Origin of the sequence: Sphingomonas sp. (genome assembly GCF_035714405.1) — a bacterium.
GTDB lineage: Bacteria > Pseudomonadota > Alphaproteobacteria > Sphingomonadales > Sphingomonadaceae > Sphingomonas.
Map to the genome: position 1 here is coordinate 23,352 of NZ_DASTMA010000006.1, position 16,115 is coordinate 39,466.

General features: G+C 68.5%; 18 protein-coding genes and 1 tRNA gene. 4 read left to right on the plus strand and 15 right to left on the minus strand.

Translation table 11 applies throughout. From position 1 onward, the window contains the following. Positions 1-9: 9 nt before the first annotated feature. Positions 10-804, minus strand: coding sequence for an N-formylglutamate amidohydrolase (locus tag VFQ64_RS01235; protein ID WP_325101481.1), 795 nt, complete (start codon positions 802-804; stop codon positions 10-12). On the opposite strand from VFQ64_RS01235, the gene VFQ64_RS01240 reads away from it, so the two are divergent. The 3 genes from VFQ64_RS01240 to VFQ64_RS01250 are packed head-to-tail and all read left to right on the plus strand — an operon-like array spanning position 798 to position 4,517. Further along, the gene (locus tag VFQ64_RS01240; protein WP_325101482.1) at positions 798-1,712 is read left to right on the plus strand and encodes a transglutaminase family protein; all 915 of its coding nucleotides are present in this window, start codon (positions 798-800) and stop codon (positions 1,710-1,712) included. The genes VFQ64_RS01235 and VFQ64_RS01240 overlap by 7 nt on opposite strands. Next, complete coding sequence (locus VFQ64_RS01245) at positions 1,706-2,521, plus strand: transglutaminase family protein (protein ID WP_325101483.1); 816 nt, start codon at positions 1,706-1,708, stop codon at positions 2,519-2,521. The genes VFQ64_RS01240 and VFQ64_RS01245 overlap by 7 nt, the downstream gene beginning before the upstream one ends. Then, positions 2,514-4,517, plus strand: a complete 2,004-nt coding sequence (locus VFQ64_RS01250) for a M3 family metallopeptidase (RefSeq protein WP_325101484.1) — start codon at positions 2,514-2,516, stop codon at positions 4,515-4,517. Before VFQ64_RS01245 ends, VFQ64_RS01250 begins: the two co-directional genes overlap by 8 nt. Before the next feature lie 50 nt (positions 4,518-4,567). Here VFQ64_RS01250 and VFQ64_RS01255 read toward each other — a convergent pair. From VFQ64_RS01255 to VFQ64_RS01290, 8 genes are all read right to left on the minus strand, one after another. Further along, positions 4,568-4,643 (minus strand) — tRNA-Val (locus VFQ64_RS01255). A gap of 207 nt (positions 4,644-4,850) precedes the next feature. Next, on the minus strand, positions 4,851-5,714 hold the full coding sequence (locus tag VFQ64_RS01260) for a winged helix DNA-binding protein (protein ID WP_325101485.1): 864 nt from the start codon (positions 5,712-5,714) through the stop codon (positions 4,851-4,853). Beyond that, positions 5,707-7,197 carry an NAD(P)(+) transhydrogenase (Re/Si-specific) subunit beta gene (locus VFQ64_RS01265; protein WP_325101486.1) on the minus strand — a complete coding sequence of 497 codons (1,491 nt, stop codon included), beginning with the start codon at positions 7,195-7,197 and terminating at the stop codon, positions 5,707-5,709. Before VFQ64_RS01265 ends, VFQ64_RS01260 begins: the two co-directional genes overlap by 8 nt. A gap of 1 nt (position 7,198) precedes the next feature. Further along, a complete protein-coding gene (locus VFQ64_RS01270; protein WP_325101487.1) occupies positions 7,199-7,477 on the minus strand; it encodes a proton-translocating transhydrogenase family protein in 279 nt (92 codons plus the stop codon). Positions 7,478-7,486: 9 nt separating this feature from the next. Next, positions 7,487-7,702 (minus strand): type II toxin-antitoxin system HicB family antitoxin, encoded by a 216-nt coding sequence (locus tag VFQ64_RS01275; RefSeq protein WP_325101488.1) that lies wholly within the window; start codon positions 7,700-7,702, stop codon positions 7,487-7,489. After that, complete coding sequence (locus tag VFQ64_RS01280; RefSeq protein WP_325101489.1) at positions 7,699-7,947, minus strand: type II toxin-antitoxin system HicA family toxin; 249 nt, start codon at positions 7,945-7,947, stop codon at positions 7,699-7,701. The genes VFQ64_RS01275 and VFQ64_RS01280 overlap by 4 nt, the downstream gene beginning before the upstream one ends. Before the next feature lie 4 nt (positions 7,948-7,951). Then, positions 7,952-9,076, minus strand: coding sequence for an NAD(P) transhydrogenase subunit alpha (locus VFQ64_RS01285; RefSeq protein WP_325101490.1), 1,125 nt, complete (start codon positions 9,074-9,076; stop codon positions 7,952-7,954). Position 9,077: 1 nt separating this feature from the next. Then, positions 9,078-9,215 (minus strand): aa3-type cytochrome c oxidase subunit IV, encoded by a 138-nt coding sequence (locus VFQ64_RS01290; protein WP_325101491.1) that lies wholly within the window; start codon positions 9,213-9,215, stop codon positions 9,078-9,080. A gap of 129 nt (positions 9,216-9,344) precedes the next feature. Here VFQ64_RS01290 and VFQ64_RS01295 point away from each other — a divergent pair, with 129 nt between their 5' ends. Next, complete coding sequence (locus tag VFQ64_RS01295; RefSeq protein ID WP_325101492.1) at positions 9,345-10,757, plus strand: sigma-54 dependent transcriptional regulator; 1,413 nt, start codon at positions 9,345-9,347, stop codon at positions 10,755-10,757. 102 nt (positions 10,758-10,859) lie between these two features. Here VFQ64_RS01295 and folP read toward each other — a convergent pair whose 3' ends face one another. The 6 genes from folP to VFQ64_RS01325 form a co-directional block, all read right to left on the minus strand. Then, positions 10,860-11,897, minus strand: coding sequence for a dihydropteroate synthase (gene folP / locus VFQ64_RS01300; RefSeq protein ID WP_325101493.1), 1,038 nt, complete (start codon positions 11,895-11,897; stop codon positions 10,860-10,862). A 93-nt stretch (positions 11,898-11,990) separates the two neighbouring features. After that, a complete protein-coding gene (locus VFQ64_RS01305) occupies positions 11,991-13,043 on the minus strand; it encodes a dihydropteroate synthase (RefSeq protein WP_325101494.1) in 1,053 nt (350 codons plus the stop codon). Then, positions 13,040-14,167, minus strand: a complete 1,128-nt coding sequence (locus VFQ64_RS01310; protein ID WP_325101495.1) for a site-specific DNA-methyltransferase — start codon at positions 14,165-14,167, stop codon at positions 13,040-13,042. Before VFQ64_RS01310 ends, VFQ64_RS01305 begins: the two co-directional genes overlap by 4 nt. A 177-nt stretch (positions 14,168-14,344) precedes the next feature. Next, a complete protein-coding gene (locus tag VFQ64_RS01315) occupies positions 14,345-14,956 on the minus strand; it encodes a ribonuclease HII (protein WP_325101496.1) in 612 nt (203 codons plus the stop codon). Further along, complete coding sequence (gene thiD / locus VFQ64_RS01320; RefSeq protein ID WP_325101497.1) at positions 14,943-15,716, minus strand: bifunctional hydroxymethylpyrimidine kinase/phosphomethylpyrimidine kinase; 774 nt, start codon at positions 15,714-15,716, stop codon at positions 14,943-14,945. Before thiD ends, VFQ64_RS01315 begins: the two co-directional genes overlap by 14 nt. A 149-nt stretch (positions 15,717-15,865) precedes the next feature. Beyond that, complete coding sequence (locus VFQ64_RS01325; protein WP_325101498.1) at positions 15,866-16,090, minus strand: DUF1272 domain-containing protein; 225 nt, start codon at positions 16,088-16,090, stop codon at positions 15,866-15,868. Between the last annotated feature and the right edge of the window lie 25 nt (positions 16,091-16,115).

Sequence of the window (16,115 nt, forward strand, 5' to 3'; positions counted from 1 at the left end):
GGCGCTGGCCTAGGCGCGGCCGGCGATCACCCGGTCCAGCGCCTCCGCCAGCCGCGCAGCCCATCGGCGCTGGCCCTCGTCGTCGCCGATCAGGTCCTGCCGCACCTCGAGCTCCGCATAGGGCAGCCGATCCGGATAGCAGTGGCGGGGCACCGTGTAGTCGATCAGGTCCATGCGATAGGGTTCGTTGTCGCCGACCACCAAGGCGACGTCGCGCCGGAACTCGTCGATCAGCGCCAGCGCGAAGGATTGGTCGCCGCGATCGTGCAGGACGCCGACGTGCCAGGGCCGGACCTTGCCGTCTGCCAGCGACGGGGTGAAGCTGTGCAGCGCGATCATCACCGTGGTGCGGCCGTCGGCCTGCCGCCGCACGATCTCCGCCGCGATCGCGCGGTGATAGGGATCGTGCAACGCGGCGAGCCGCGCCGCCCGAGCCTCGTCCGACAAGCTCGCGTTGCCGGGCACCACGGTCGCGTCGCTGACCGGGACCATGGCGTCAACGGCATCCGGGCGGCGGTTGCAGTCGACCACCAGCCGCGAATAGGTTTGCCGGACGAAGGTCGCGTCCATCGTCTCCGACAGCAGCGTACCGAGTTCCGCAATGCCGATATCCCAGGCGATGTGTCGCTGGAGCTCCTCCGGCGCGAGGCCCAGCCGGCCCAGGCGAGAAGGGATGACATTGCCGGCATGATCGCCGATGAAGAGGAACGGGGACCGTCCCTTCGGCCGCTCGACCGTCACGGGCGGCGGGTCAAGGGCAGTCAGTAGCGGAGCGTTCGGGCGATGATCGACATGCGATGCCATTCCTGAACCTCTCGCACGTCACCACCTATACCTACAAGCAGCCGGTCTCGTTCGGCGAGCACCGCATCATGGTCCGTCCGCGCGAGAGCTTCGACCTGCGCCTGCTAGAAGCGACGCTGCGCATCGAGCCGGAGCCCTCCGACTTGCGCTGGCTCCAGGACGTGTTCGGCAACGCCGTCGCGATCGCGACCTTCGACCGTCAGGCGACGCGGCTGTGCTTCGATAGCCGCATCCATCTCGAGCATACCCCCGCCGAGGTCGAGCATGTCGATATCGAGGATTATGCCCGCATTTATCCGTTTACCTACTCGGCCGAGGACATGCCCGACCTGCTGCGCTCGATCGAGCGCCAGCACCTCGACCCGCTGCGCCAGATCGACGGCTGGGTACGCCGGTTCCTCGATCCGGCCGGGACCGACACGCTGACGCTGCTGTCCGACATCACCGCCGCGATCAAGCGCGAGTTCACCTATGTCGGCCGCGCCGAGAAGGGCACGCAATCGCCGATCGAGACGCTGACGCGGCGCAAGGGCACCTGCCGCGACTTCGCGATGCTGATGATCGAGGCGGTGCGTGCACTCGGCTTCGCGGCGCGGTTCGTGTCGGGCTATGTCTACGATCCCGCCGGCACCGATGGCCGCGTCGGCGGCGGCAACACCCATGCCTGGGTCCGAGTGTATTTGCCGGGTTCCGGCTGGGTCGAGTTCGATCCCACCAACGGGACGATCGGCAATGCCGGGCTGATCCGCGTCGCCATCGTCCGCGACATCTATCAGGCGGTGCCGATCTCCGGCACCTGGGGCGGCTTTCCGGGCAGCTTCCTGGACATGACGGTCAACGTCGATGTCGCCATCGCCGATCCCGAACCCGTCGCTTCCATCGGCCTCAAGGAGACCGTTTCATGCTGATCCGCGCCGGTTACGACATCCGCTTTGACGCCGACATGGCGACGCCGCTGATGGCGATGCTAAGTGTCCATCCGTCGCGGCACAAGGATCTGCGCACCCCGCACCGGATCGCAACTACGCCCGAGGTGCCCGCGCACGACTATGTCGACGCCTTCGGCAACGTCTGCACCCGCGTGACCGTGCCGGTGGGAGGGCTGACGCTCAGTTGCGACTTCACCATCGAAGACGACGGGCTGCCCGATCCGGCGTCGCCCGACGCTGTACAGCACCCGATCGAGGCGCTGCCCGCCGACGTGCTCGTCTACCTGCTCGGCAGCCGTTATTGCGAGACCGACCGACTGTCGGAGACCGCCTGGTCGCTGTTCGGCCATGTCGCGCCGGGTTGGGGTCGCGTGCAGGCGATCGTCGACTATACCCATCAGCGCATCGCGTTTGGCTATCATCACGCGCGCTCAACCAAGACCGCATGGGACGCGCACCAGGAGCAGACCGGCGTGTGTCGCGATTATGCGCATCTGGCGGTGACGCTGTGCCGCTGCATGAACATCCCGGCCCGCTACTGCACCGGTTATCTTGGCGACATCGGTGTGCCCCCGTCGGATTCGGCGATGGACTTCTCGGGCTGGTTCGACGTGTACCTGAGCGGCGTGTGGCACACCTTTGACGCACGCCACAACCATCCGCGCATCGGGCGTATCCTGATGGCGCGGGGGCGGGACGCGACCGACACCGCGCTGACCACGGCGTTCGGCCCGGCCCAGCTCGCGAGCTTTCAGGTCCACACCGACGAGGTGACATCGCTTGGCTGACGCGCTCCCCCGGTTCGACCCGCTGCTGGAGGAGAGCCCGCTGCCGTTCGGCGCGCCCGCCTTCGACCGGATCGACCCCGCCGCCTTCCTGCCGGCGTTCCGAACCGGCATCACCGCCGCGCAAGCCGAGATCGAAGCGATCGCCACCGATCCGGCGCCGCTGAGCTTCGACAACACGGTCGCGGCGCTGGAGCGCGCCGGCGCAGCGCTGTCGCGGGTGCGGCGCATCTTCTGGACGCTGTCCTCGGCGCAGGCGGTGCCCGCGATCCGCGCGATCGAGGCGGAGGTCGCGGCGATGCTGACCGAGCACGGCACCGCCATCGCGCACGATCCGCGGCTGTTCGCGCGCGTTGATGAAGTGTGGCGACAGCGCGCGGACCTTACACTGGACGAGGCGCAGGCGCGGTTGCTGCGCGACAGCCATCAGGGGTTCATCGACGGCGGCGCGCTGCTCGATCCCGAGCGCAAGGCGCGGTTCGCCGCGATCCTGCAGGAGCTTTCCGCGCTATCGACGCGCTTCGGACAGAATGTCCTCGCCGCCACCGCCGACTGGTCGATGCACCTCACCCGCGAGGAATGCGCCGGACTGCCGGACGCGATGCTGACGGCGTCCGCGGCGCGCGCGACAGCGGGCGGGCTGACCGGGCATGTCGTCACCCTCGGCCGCGGCGACGTCGAGTCGTTCCTGGCGTTCGCACACCACCGCGACTTGCGCGAGCGACTCTGGCGAGCCTTTGTCGGCCGCTGCGACGGCGGCGCCCATGACAATGGCCCGGTCGCGGCCGCGATCCTCAAGCTTCGGCGCGAGAAGGCAGCGATGCTGGGCGCCGCGAGCTATGCCGATCACGCGCTGGTCGGGACGATGGCCGAAACGCCGGCCGCGGCGGAGGCGCTGCTGCTCAAGGTCTGGATCCCTGCGATGGCGACCGCCGCGGAGGAGCAAGCCGAGTTGCAGGAGCTTGCCGAGCGCGGCGGCGTGACGATCGCGGCGTGGGACTGGCGCTATTATGCCGAACAGGTCCGCCGCGATCGCTATGCACTCGACGGCGGCGCGGTGAAGACGTTCCTCACCCTCGAACGCGTCCGCGAGGCGGCTTTCCGCGTCGCCGGGCGGCTGTACGGCCTCGCCTTCAGCGCGCGCGAGGCGCTGCCGACCTGGCATGCGGACGCGCGCGCCTGGGCGGTGACGGGGGCGGACGGTGCGGCGGTCGGCCTGCTCTACACCGATTTCTCGGCTCGCGCGGAAAAGCATGGCGGCGCGTGGATGGGATCGCTGCGGGTGCAGGAGGCGCTCGACGGCGATGTACGGCCGATCGTCTACATCGTCGCCAACTTCGCGGTCGATGCGGGTGGCGACGCCGGGCTGTCGATCGACGAGGCGCGCACCCTGTTCCACGAGTTCGGCCATGCGCTGCACGCGCTGCTCTCGGACGTGACCTATCCGAGCCAGGCCGGCACCGCCGTGGCGCGCGATTTCGTCGAGTTCCCCAGCAAGCTGATGGAACATTGGATTGTCGCGTCCGAGGTGCTGGCCGAGTTGGAGGTGCCCGCGGCGCTGATCGCGGCGATCGCCGCCGCCGACAGCTATGGTCAAGGCTTCGCCACCGTCGAGTTCGTCGCCTCCGCTATCGTCGACCTGGCGCTGCACCGGCTGACCCGCGACGTGGATCCGGTCGCCCATGCGGCCGAACTGCTCGCCACGCTCGGCATGCCGGCAACAATCATCCCGCGGCATGGGCTGACCCACTTCACCCACGTCTTCGACGGCGGCTATGCGAGCCAATATTATAGCTATCTGTGGGCGGAGGTGCTCGACGCCGACACGTTCGAGGCGTTCACCGAAGCGGGCGACGTGTTCGATGCGGGTCTGGCCCGCCGCCTGCGAGACGAGGTGCTGGCGCGCGGCAACACACGCGACCCGCTCGCGTCCTTTGTCGCGTTCCGTGGGCGGCCGCCCGAGCCGGCGGCGCTGTTGCGGGCTAGGGGTTTGGGCTGAGACCGATCGCCGGGAGTGCCGGCGATGCCTCGGATCGTGGCGTTCTGTGCTGGTGGGCGCTGACGGGCTCGAACCGCCGACATCTTCCGTGTAAAGGAAGCGCTCTACCAACTGAGCTAAGCGCCCTCGGCACGGTCGATGCCACAGCTCGGGGCTGGATGCGAGCGTGATCGGCTTCGGAAAAGCGCGGACGAGGCCCACCGCATCTTCCTCGGCGGAGGCCGGGGCCCAGTTGCAAGACGCTTGTTGCTGAGGTTTTCAGCCGATCGCGAGACCTGCGCAGCTGGACCGCGGCCTTCGTCGGGGAAGGTCATTGGCCGGTATCCGAGGATCTTAGCCCAACACCAACCCCGCTCGCCCCAGCGCCGCCACATACCCCCGCATCGCCACCGACCCGCGCTGCGTCAGCGCCATGAAAGCGCGGCGCCGATCCTGCGGGTCGGGGCGACGCTCGAACAGCCCGGCTTCCGTCATGCGGCCAATCCACCGCAGCGCCGTCGTCGGCGCGACATGCGCGGCAATGCACAGCGAGGAGACCGAGACATGGCCGCCCTCCAGCTCGGCCGCGAACAGGTCAAGCAGCATGTCCCAGGCGGGATCCTCGAACAGACCGTCGCCGAAATGCGCCGTGCGCAACCGGCGGGCGCGGATCGCCTGGCGCACGATCTGCGGGTCGACAAAGGCATCGGACAGGAGCGGACCGGCGTCATAGGCCGGGCGGCGGTCGGCGAGTTCGCCGCCTTCGCTCGCCGCGAGCCGCCCGAGCAGTTGTGCGACCCGCGCCACCTCCGCGCTGAAGCGCCGCAGCCGCGCCGCCTCCCCTTCGCGCACGCCTCCTGCGACCGCCTCCGCCGCTACGATCGCCAGCGCCGCAATCCGCTCCGCCATGCTTGGTGCACAGAGCAGCTCGGCATCGGTCAGCAGCAGCGCGCCGGCCACAAGATCGAGCTGATCGAGGTCACAGCACACGAGGTCCGCCCGCCCGGCGAGCGTGGAGAGATCGGGCAGCGACGCGCTCCCCCCGACATCAACCGCTACCAACGCGCCGGGATCGCTTTCCAGCGCCTCGCCCCAGCCCGGCGTCGCGACGACGCGCCCGCCGGCGAGCGCCACCGCCTCCACCATGCGCCCGTCGGCGCCACCGATCAGCACGACGTCGAAGGCGTCGCCGCCCCAGTCGGGCCCGCGGCTAATCAAGCGACTTGACGATCTCTTCCACCATCTTCTTGGCGTCGGCGAGCAGCATCATCGTGTTGTCTTCGTAGAACACCTCGTTGTCGACGCCGGCATAGCCGACGCCGCCCATCGAGCGTTTGATGAACAACACCGTCTTGGCCTTGCCGACGTCGAACACCGGCATGCCATAGATCGGCGACGCCTTGTCGGTCTTCGCCGCCGGATTGACCACGTCGTTGGCGCCGATGATGAACGCGACGTCGGTCTGCGCGAAGTCGGAGTTGATGTCCTCCAGCTCGAACACCTCGTCATAGGGCACGTTCGCCTCGGCGAGCAGCACGTTCATGTGGCCGGGCATGCGGCCCGCGACGGGGTGAATCGCGTATTTGACGCGAACGCCATGCTCTTTCAGCTTGTCGGCCATCTCGCGCAGCGCGTGCTGCGCCTGTGCCACTGCCATGCCGTAGCCGGGGATGATGATGACCTGCTCGGCCTGTTGCATCAGGTACGCGGCATCCTCCGCCGAGCCGCGCTTCCACGGCCGCTGCTCCTTCGCCTCGGCGCCGACCGCCGCCTCCGCGCCGAAGCCGCCGGCGATGACGCTGAGGAACGAGCGATTCATCGCCCGGCACATGATGTAGGAGAGGATCGCGCCCGAGCTGCCGACCAGCGCGCCGGTGATGATCATCGCGTTGTTGTGGAGCGTGAACCCCATCGCCGCCGCCGCCCAGCCCGAATAGCTGTTCAGCATCGACACCACCACCGGCATGTCCGCGCCGCCGATCGGCACGATCAGCAGGAAGCCGATGACGAAGGCGAGCACGGTCAGCGTCCAGAACGGCCAGCCCTCCTGGCCGAGCGCGAACAGCGCGATCAGCCCCAGGATCGCGGCGATCAGGCCGAGGTTGAGGACGTGGCGGCCGGGCAGCAGGATCGGTTTGCCGCCCATGTTGCCGTTGAGCTTGAGGAAAGCGATCACCGAGCCGCTGAACGTGATCGCGCCGATCGCGACGCCAAGCCCCATCTCGACCTTGCTCGCCGGGTGGATCACGGCGAAGGGCTGACCGATCAGCGGCACTACCAGTTCGGCGATCCCAAACGCCTGCGGGTTCAGATAGGCGGCGACGCCGACCAGCACGGCCGCGAGGCCAACCAGGCTGTGGAAGGCGGCGACCAGCTGCGGCATCGCCGTCATCGCGATGCGGCGCGCGGTGACCAGGCCAATGACCGCGCCCAAGCCAATGGCGGCGAGGATCTCGACCATCGAGACCGCGTCGATCGCGGCGAAGCGCGCGTACATGCCCAGCCACTGGGTCTCCCCGCCGGTCGCACGGGTCGGCAGGTGGGTCAGCAGCGTCGTGCCGACCGCGATCGCCATCCCCGCCATGCCCAGCCGGTTGCCGCGCCGGCTGGTGGTCGGGTGCGACAGGCCACGCAACGCGAGGATGAAGAGGACACCGGCGACGAGATAGGCGAGCCCTACCCAGGGGGAGACATGCTCCATCTCAGCGCTTCTTCTGGTACATGGCGAGCATCCGCGCGGTGACCGCGAAACCGCCGAAGATGTTGATGCTGGCCAGCGTCACCGCGAGCAGCCCCAGCCACTTGGAACTCGGCGACCCGCCCGCGGCCGCGGCGATCAGCGCGCCGACGATGATGACCGACGAGATCGCGTTGGTCACCGCCATCAGCGGCGTGTGCAGCGCCGGCGTGACGCTCCACACGACGTAATAGCCGACGAAACAGGCCAGCACGAAGACGGAAAGGATCGAGATGAAGTCCATGAGCGTCTCCTAAGCCGCGGCGCGCCGGGGTTCGGGCACTGGACGACCCATCTCGGCCGCCGCCTCGATCCAGCAGGCGATCGCGTCATATGCGTTGGCGAGCGCCTCCTGCGGCGTTTCGCCATCGGACATGCAACCCGGAAGCTCAGGCGCAAGCGCGATAAATCCTCCGCCGTCCTCGACCCGGAGTGGTCGGATGTCGACCTCATAGTCCTGTGGGTTCACGCTTCGTCTCCCAGAACGCGACCGATGAAGCGGACCAGCGCGCGAATGTAAACCGGCTTGATCGGTCGGTGCGCCGGGATGGTAAGGATATCCTCCACCGCCTGGTGCTTTACCTTGTAATGTGAACCGCCCCGAGGTGCTGTGCAGGTGACGCCGGTCGCATCGCACACGCGCACCACATCCTCGATCCGCCAGTCTCGTGGATTTGCGCGCATGCGCTCCAGCAGCGCATCCGGCCTCACCACCGGCTCAACTCTGGAGCAACCTCGGGTGCACGACGTTGCCGCTCTGGGTAAGGCGGATGGCGTCGCCGATCTCCGCATCGAAGACCGGGCGGCCGGCCTCCTTGTCCCAGAAGGCCGCGAGGAAGTTGTACAGGTTGCGCGCGAACAGCGCCGACGCGTCCGCCGCCAGCCGTGACGGCACGTTGCGGTGGCCGACGATCCTGACGCCGTGGCGCTCGACGACTTCGCCGGCGACCGCGCCCTCGACATTGCCGCCCTGCTCGACCGCGAGGTCGACCACGACCGAGCCGGGTCGCATCGTCGCGAGCTGCGCGTCGCTGACCAGGCGCGGTGCCGCGCGGCCGGGGATCAGCGCGGTGGTGATGACGATGTCCTGCTTGGCGATATGGCCGGAGACGAGCTCCGCCTGTGCCGCCTGATATTCGGGGCTGGTCTCGCCGGCATAACCGCCGGCCCCCTCGCCCTCGATGCCGGCAACCTTCTCGACGAACACCGGCTTTGCGCCGAGCGACATGATCTGCTCGCGCGTGGCGGAGCGGACGTCGGTGGCCGACACCTGCGCGCCGAGCCTGCGCGCGGTGGCGATCGCCTGCAGCCCGGCGACGCCGACGCCCATCACGAACACGCGCGCCGCGCTGATCGTGCCGGCGGCGGTCATCATCATCGGGAAGGCACGACCATATTCGGCCGCCGCGTCGAGCACCGCCTTGTAGCCCGACAGGTTCGACTGGGAGGACAGGATGTCCATCGACTGCGCGCGCGTGATGCGCGGCATCAGTTCCATCGCCAGCGCCTCCAGCCCAGCGGCCGCATAGGCATCGACGCGGGAGCGGTCCGCAAACGGGTTGAGCGACGCCACGATCCACGCGCCCTGGCTAGCTCCCGCAAGGCTCGCCGGCTCCGGTCCCTGCACACCCAACACGATATCCGCGCCCGCCACCGTGTTCTGGAGGTCGCCCAATGTAGCGCCGGTGGCGGCGTAGTCCGCATCGGCGATCGCAGCGCCCTCGCCCGCGCCTAGCTCCACCGCCACGCTTGCGCCGAGGGCGATCAGCTTCTTCGCCGTCTCGGGGGTCGCGGCGACGCGCTTTTCGCCGGGGGCTCGCTCGCGCAGGACGGCGATCTTCACCTCAGGTTGCGATCAGCCAGATCACCAGCGCCGCCAGCAGGACCGAGATCACGGTGCCCCACTTCAGCATCGTGATCACGCCGTCGTACGTCCTGACATGCGCGCTCAACCTGCCCCGATCGATGCCGTCTTCGGCCATGGCCGTCATCCTTGCTTATGCTCTCGGCGACAGCCTTACCGGTCGCCCCCGCTACCCTCAAGCGTGTTTAACCCGGTCTATACCCGGACGCGGCTAAGCCGCTCGCACGATGCCAGAAACCCCCCGCCCATGACGCGCAACGGCCAGCGGCTGCTGCTCCTGATCGACAACGAGCCCGCGCAGCGCCGGCTGGTGGCGGCGCTGGCCGCGCGCGGCGGGTGGCGCGCGATCTTTGCGACGGACGGCGAGATGGGCGTCGCGACGTTGGGGACGCAGGACGGGATGCAGCTGGACGCGATCCTGCTCGACGACGCTTCGCCGGACGGCGACGCGACCGAGGTGATCGCTGCGCTCCGCGAACGTCGCCCGGCGCTGCCGATCATGATGCTGACCGCCAACGGCTCGGTCGCGGCGGCGGTCGCGGCGATGCGCGCGGGTGCGACCGACTTCCTGGTCAAGCCGCTGGCGCCCGAGCGGCTGCTCGCCGCGCTGGAGGCGGCGGTCGCCGGCACGGCTGCGGGCGAGCTGCGCCCGCTGACCGAGAAGATTCCGGCGCTGCTAGGTTTCGACGAGATCGTCGGCTCCGCGCCCGAGTTCCGCACCGCGCTCGCCATCGCCGCCAAGGCCGCGCGCGCGCGGGTGCCGGTGCTGATCGAGGGCGAGGTCGGCGTCGGCAAGGAGGTGATGGCGGAAGCGATCCACGCCGCCAGCCCGCGCGCCAAAAAACCGATGGTCAGCGTCAATTGCGGCGCGATTCCCGCCAATCTGCTCGAATCGGAGCTGTTCGGGCACGAAAAGGGCGCCTTCACCGGCGCGTTCGAGCGCAAGGTCGGCCGCTTCGTCCAGGCCGATGGCGGCACGCTGTTCCTCGACGAGATCGGCGCGATGCCGCTTGAAGCGCAGGCGAGGCTGCTGCGCGTATTGCAGGACGGCGAGATCCACCCGCTCGGCGCGCGGCACGGCCGCGAGGTTGACGTCCGCGTCATCGCCGCCACCAACCAGCGGCTGGCCGACGCGGTCGAGGCGGGGCAGTTCCGCGAGGACCTATACTTCCGCTTGAACGCCGTGCCCGTGACCATCCCGCCGTTACGCGAACGCGCCGGCGACATCCCCGCGCTCGCCCGCCACCTCCTCGCGCGGATCGCGCTGCAGCCCGGATTGCGGCCGCTCGGGATCACCGACGACGCGCTCCAGCTTCTCGGCGAATACGACTGGCCGGGCAATGTCCGCCAGCTCCAGAACGCGCTGTTCCGCGCCGCCGTGCTCTGCGAGGGCGCGGCGCTGACCAAGGCAGACTTCCCGCAGATCGCGAGCCTCGGCGCGCGGCGCAGCGCCACCACCCAGGCGGCGGTCGCAGGCGGGGTGACGCTGTTCCGCGCCGACGGCAACATGCGCCCGCTCGAGGACATCGAGGCCGACGTGATCCGGCTGGCAATCGGCCATTATCGCGGCCGTATGACCGAGGTCGCAAGGCGTCTGGGGATCGGCCGGTCAACCTTGTACCGCAAGTTGAGCGAGCTGGGGATCGAGAACGCGGCGTAAGGCGGTTAGGCGTCCCCGCGCCAAGACTCGCCTTAGCGCGGCCGGCGGAACGCAGCCCCCGAGCGGCGAGGCGTTTTCGCAGCGGCTTAGGCCGTGTCGTCCCTACCCCACCAACGCCTGATCGCGCAGGCCGCGCCAGACGCGGATCGCCTGGACGGTCTGCACGACGTCGTGGACGCGGTGCAGCTGCATGCCCGCCTCCACGCCCTTGAGCGTCAGTGCCAGGCTGCCGCCCAAGCGCTGGTCGGCGGGTGCCTCGTTCGATAGCGCGCCGATCAGGCGCTTGCGGCTGGCGCCGAGCATGATCGGGCAGCCGAGCCCGTGGAACAGCGCCAAGCCGTTGAGCAGCTGGAGGTTCTCGGCCAGCGACTTGCCGAAGCCGATGCCGGGATCGACGATGACGCGGGTTCGGTCGACGCCGGCCGCCACCACCATCTCGACACGGGCCTCGAGCCAGTCGAACACGTCGGTCAGGACATTGGTGTACAGCGCCTTGCCGTGGCCGCCCTGCTTCGGATTGGGCGAGTGCATCAGCACCACCGGCGCGCCGCTTCGTGCCACCACGTCTAGCGACCGATCGTCCCACAGCAGCGCCGACACATCGTTGACGATCGTCGCTCCGGCTCCCAGCGCCGCCTCCATCACCGCCGCCTTACGGGTGTCGATCGAGACCAGCGCGCCGCCCTTTGCCAGTCGCTCGACGACGGGGAGCACACGCGCGAGCTCGTCGCCTTCCCACACCGTCTTGGCACCCGGCCGCGTCGACTCGCCGCCAATATCGACCAGCGCGGCGCCGCTCGCGAGCATGTCGGCGCCCGCGCCTGCCGGATCGCCCTGGTGCGCGCCGCCATCGGAGAAGCTGTCCGGCGTGACGTTGAGGATACCGGCGACAAGCGGCTGGTCGAAACGCAGCGTCCGTTCGCCGAGCGTCAGCGGCGCGCGGGGTGCGACGATGCGGGCGTGGCGCTGCGCCGCGCGCTCGCCGAGCGCCGCGATCTCGGCGACCGGCACGGTGCGGCGGGTTCCGGCGTCGAACACCTCATAGGCGGCGAACCACTGCATCCCCCCCGCCAGCCGCGCGACGGCGCCATCGGACTGGTGGATGGGAGTGGTGACGAACTGGGTTGGGAGGAGGTGCATGGGGCGCCTTAACGCGGGATCACCCGACAGAGAAAGTCGAACCGGCTGGCAGTGAAAGGCGTCTCCCGACGAACCTCCCTCGTGCCTGCGCGATCAATCTCTGACCAGCGCCTGGTTGCGCGAGTCGCGCCGGACGCGCAATGCCTGCACCGTTGCCGCCACATCATGGACGCGAAGCAGCTGAACCCCCTGGTTGGCTGCATGCACCGCGACGGCGGCGCTTTGATCCGCCGAGGTCTCCCTGGCCGAATCGCCGATCAACCGTACGCAGGGCGCGTCGACCATGATTGGGCAGCCCAGTCCGTGGAAAAGAGCCAGATTGTTCAGCAAGGCGAGATCGTCCGCCACACTTCCGCTATGACCGATGCCGGGATCGACGATCAGGCGGCTGCGCGAGATCCCGTGCTCCTCGATCACGTCGGCACGGATTTTGAGCCATTCATAGGTCTGAGGCGCGACACCATCATCGCGACCAGGGCCGCGTCTTGAGCGCCCCTTGTTAGTCCAATGCCTAATGATAATCGGACAGGTTGCCCCCTGCAGCAAGGGCCAGACCTCGCGATCATCCATGACGGCCGACACGTCATGCACGATGACCGCCCCACCCTTCAGCGCTGCGTCCATGACGCTGGCGTTGCGAGTCTTGATCGAGACTGCAACGCCAGCGGCCGCCAGCGCCGCCACAATCGGTACGACGCGCGCGCGCTCGTCCCCTTGCCACACCGGCCCGGCGCCTGGAGGGGTCGTATCACCGTCGACGTCCACCAGCACCGCACCCACCGCTGCCATGTCAATGCCACGCGCGACTGCCGCGTCCAGCTGCGCGTGAGTAGGGCCGTTCGTAGATGCTCTGGCCTTCACGCTCACGATGCCGACGACAGACGGCTGGTCGAAGCGGAGCGCTCCTTGCGTCAGCGCGACCGGCGGACGCGGCGCGATTATCCGTTTTATCGTTAACGCTTCGGTTTCGTTACGCAACTCGGCTGCGATGCTACTGACCGGCACCAATCGAAGGGCTGCTTGCCCGGCCTCGCCGATCTCGTAATGCGTGAAATAGAGCTTACTGCCAGCCAGCCTCGCGACCTGCGAACCGGAGATGGTCGGCGAGTCTATAAAGCCAACAGGACGGAAATGCCGCCAGCTCAAGGCTGCGTCGCGAGCAGGTAGGTCTGCCGCAGCGTATCGATCGGCTCCAGCTTGCCCGCCGCCTCATGGTGCCAGAAAATCCAGCCGTTGCACGCGGGCGCCGCCTGCAGCGTCGCGCCGAGCTTGTGGATCGAGCCGGTCGCGCCACAGGTGCTCGCGAGGCTGCCGTCGGCCCGGACCATCGCCTTGAACCGGCGCTTGGCGTCGGTCAGCACCGCGCCCGGCGTCAGATAACCGGTTTCGACCAGCGTTCCGAACGCAACTTTGGGCGCGGAGCGCGGCGACTGCATCGTCGCCACCGCCGATTCGTCGAGCGGGAGCGCCGCCTCGATCCGCTCTGCCGCGGCGGCGCAATAGCCGGGCTCGCGCTCGATGCCGATCCAGCGTCGGTGCAGGCGCTTCGCCACCGCGCCAGTGGTGCCGGTGCCGAAGAACGGGTCGAGCACCACATCGCCGGGCTTCGTACACGCCAGCAGCACGCGATAGATCAGCGCCTCCGGCTTCTGGGTCGGATGGACCTTCACCCCGTCCGCCCGCAGCCGCTCCGGCCCACCGCAGATCGGGAATTCCCAGTCGGAACGCATCTGCAGCTCGTCGTTCAAGGTCTTCATGCTGCGATAGTTGAAGGTGTATTTCGCCTTCTCGCCCTTCGACGCCCAGATCAGCGTCTCGTGCGCGTTGGTGAAGCGGGTACCGCGGAAATTGGGCATCGGGTTGGCCTTGCGCCAGACGATGTCGTTGAGAATCCAATAGCCCAGGTCCTGCACCGCCGCGCCGACGCGGAAGATGTTGTGATAGCTGCCGATCACCCAGATCGTGCCGTCGTCCTTCAGCAACCGGTGCGCTTCGGCCAGCCAGGCGCGGGTGAACGCGTCATAGTGCTTCAGCGATTCGAACTTGTCCCAGTCGTCGGTCACCGCGTCGACATGGCTGCCGTCGGGGCGGAACAGCTCGCCGCCGAGCTGGAGATTGTAGGGCGGATCGGCAAAGATCATGTCGACCGACTTCGCCGGCAACGCCCTCATCGCGTTGATGCAATCGGCCATGATGATGCTGTCGAGCGGCAGAACCGACGGCTCCGCCACGGCGGGCTGACCCCGCCGGACCTTCTCCAATACCCCCATCCCAAACGCCTCCCTGCCCGCATGAGGCCCGCTGAGTACGGACTCCGTCAAGCGGACATTGGTTAACGAGAAGCGTTGCGATAGCGTTAACGAAGCGGAACGGAGATGGGGTGGACCTAGATGTTGAGTCCGGCTGCACCCGCTCGCCTCAAGGGGTAGGGGTGTGGCGCAAAAGACTCAGAACATCAGTTCCGCTTGCGCCACCGGCGCGAAGCTACGCCGGTGCAGCGGCGTCGGCCCGTGCTCTCGCAAAGCGCGCTTGTGGGCGGGGCAGCCGTAGCCTTTGTTCGAATGCCAGTCGTACTGCGGATATGATTCGGCATGGACGAGCATGATCTGGTCGCGGGTGTGCTTGGCGACGATCGAGGCGGCAGCGATCGACAGGCTGAGCGCGTCGCCACCGACGATCGCGGTCGCGGCGTGGTCCCAGCGCGGCAGGCGGTTGCCGTCGACCAGCACATGACCCGGCAGGCACCCGAGCGCTTCCACCGCCAGCGCCATGGCCTTCATCCGCGCCCAGTAGATATTGAGCCGGTCGATCTCGTCCGCCTCGACGATGCCGACGCCGACGATCGCGCAGGCTTGCAGTCGCAGGCACAGCCGCGCGCGCTCGGCGGCGGGCAGCTTCTTCGAATCGTCGATGCCGCGCGGCACGCCGCGCGCGGGCAGGATCACGGCTGCCGCCACCACCGGCCCGGCCAGCGGCCCGCACCCGGCCTCGTCCACGCCCGCGACGGGAGCGAGCGCGAGCTTTTCGTGGCGGAGGCTCGGGCGCTTAGCCGCGGGCATCCAGGCTCCTGAATTCGGTCGCGAATTGTTGTCCCATCGGTCCATGCCCCTGCCCCAGCCCGGGCGCGCGCTCAAGGCTCGCGCGGACGAAGGCGATCGCGCGTCCGATCGCGGCGGGCAGGTCCACGCCCGCGCCGAGCCCGGTGGCGATGGCACTCGCCAGTGTGCAGCCGGTGCCATGCGTGTGCGATGTGTGAATACGCGGGTTGGACCAGCGCGCGATCTCGCCCTCAGGTCCGATCAGGCGGTCGGTGACCACCTCGCCTTCGGCATGGCCGCCCTTCACCAGCACCGTCGCGCCACGCCCGTTCAGCGCGTCCAGCCCGCTCAATGCGGCGAGTTCGGGCAGATTGGGCGTGACCACCGCGGCGAGCGCGACCAAGTGGCCAAACGCGGCGATCGTCTCCGCGTCGGCCAGCACCGACCCGCTGGTCGCGACCATGACGGGGTCGAGCACAACCGGCAACCTCAGCCCTTGCAGCACTTCCGCCACGGCGCGGGCGGTCTCGGCCGAGCCGATCATGCCTAGCTTCACCGCGTCGACCCCGATATCATCCAGGCACGAGCACATCTGCCGCACCACCATCTCCGTGGGCACCGGATGGACGCCCTGTACACCGACCGTGTTCTGCGCCGTGATCGCCGTCACGGCGGTCATGGCGTGGCCACCGAGCATGGTCACGGTCTTGATGTCCGCCTGAATGCCCGCGCCGCCGCCGGAATCAGAGCCCGCGACGATCAGGATGCGGGGACTTTTCACCGAAAAGCGGCCGCGAATGTTGAGAATGTTGAGGACGCCCAATGGCTGTCCACATCGCCGCGTCGCAAGCGTCTGCCGGGCCTTTCGGGATGGAGGTGGCTGAAGCTCATGACAGGCCTATGCCACGACAAACAGCGTGTAGGACAGCCTCAGCCGCGATACCCGCGCGCGCTCGCGGCCGGATGCTCCTTCAGCGCCTTGCCCGCCCGCGTCGGCCGGTCGAGCAGCTCGCCGCCGCAATTGGGGCAGCGTTCGTCGAGTGCGTCGGCACAAGACGCGCAGAAGGTGCACTCGAACGAGCAGATGAACGCGCCGCCTTCCTGCGCGGGCAGGTCTGCGCCGCAGCGCCGGCAGTCGGGGTGCATGGCGAGCATGGATTGCGCCTCTAATAGCGATCGG

Excerpts from the sequence above, each read along its gene's own strand:
- VFQ64_RS01240 (WP_325101482.1), top strand. The coding sequence starts at position 798 with ATGCCATTCCTGAACCTCTCGCACGTCACCACCTATACCTACAAGCAG.
- VFQ64_RS01270 (WP_325101487.1), bottom strand. The coding sequence starts at position 7,477 with ATGGACTTCATCTCGATCCTTTCCGTCTTCGTGCTGGCCTGTTTCGTC.
- VFQ64_RS01245 (WP_325101483.1), top strand. The coding sequence starts at position 1,706 with ATGCTGATCCGCGCCGGTTACGACATCCGCTTTGACGCCGACATGGCG.
- VFQ64_RS01310 (WP_325101495.1), bottom strand. The coding sequence starts at position 14,167 with ATGGGGGTATTGGAGAAGGTCCGGCGGGGTCAGCCCGCCGTGGCGGAG.
- folP (WP_325101493.1), bottom strand. The coding sequence starts at position 11,897 with ATGCACCTCCTCCCAACCCAGTTCGTCACCACTCCCATCCACCAGTCC.
- VFQ64_RS01235 (WP_325101481.1), bottom strand. The coding sequence starts at position 804 with ATGGCATCGCATGTCGATCATCGCCCGAACGCTCCGCTACTGACTGCC.
- VFQ64_RS01295 (WP_325101492.1), top strand. The coding sequence starts at position 9,345 with ATGACGCGCAACGGCCAGCGGCTGCTGCTCCTGATCGACAACGAGCCC.
- VFQ64_RS01265 (WP_325101486.1), bottom strand. The coding sequence starts at position 7,197 with ATGGAGCATGTCTCCCCCTGGGTAGGGCTCGCCTATCTCGTCGCCGGT.
- VFQ64_RS01315 (WP_325101496.1), bottom strand. The coding sequence starts at position 14,956 with ATGCCCGCGGCTAAGCGCCCGAGCCTCCGCCACGAAAAGCTCGCGCTC.
- VFQ64_RS01325 (WP_325101498.1), bottom strand. The coding sequence starts at position 16,090 with ATGCTCGCCATGCACCCCGACTGCCGGCGCTGCGGCGCAGACCTGCCC.
- VFQ64_RS01290 (WP_325101491.1), bottom strand. The coding sequence starts at position 9,215 with ATGGCCGAAGACGGCATCGATCGGGGCAGGTTGAGCGCGCATGTCAGG.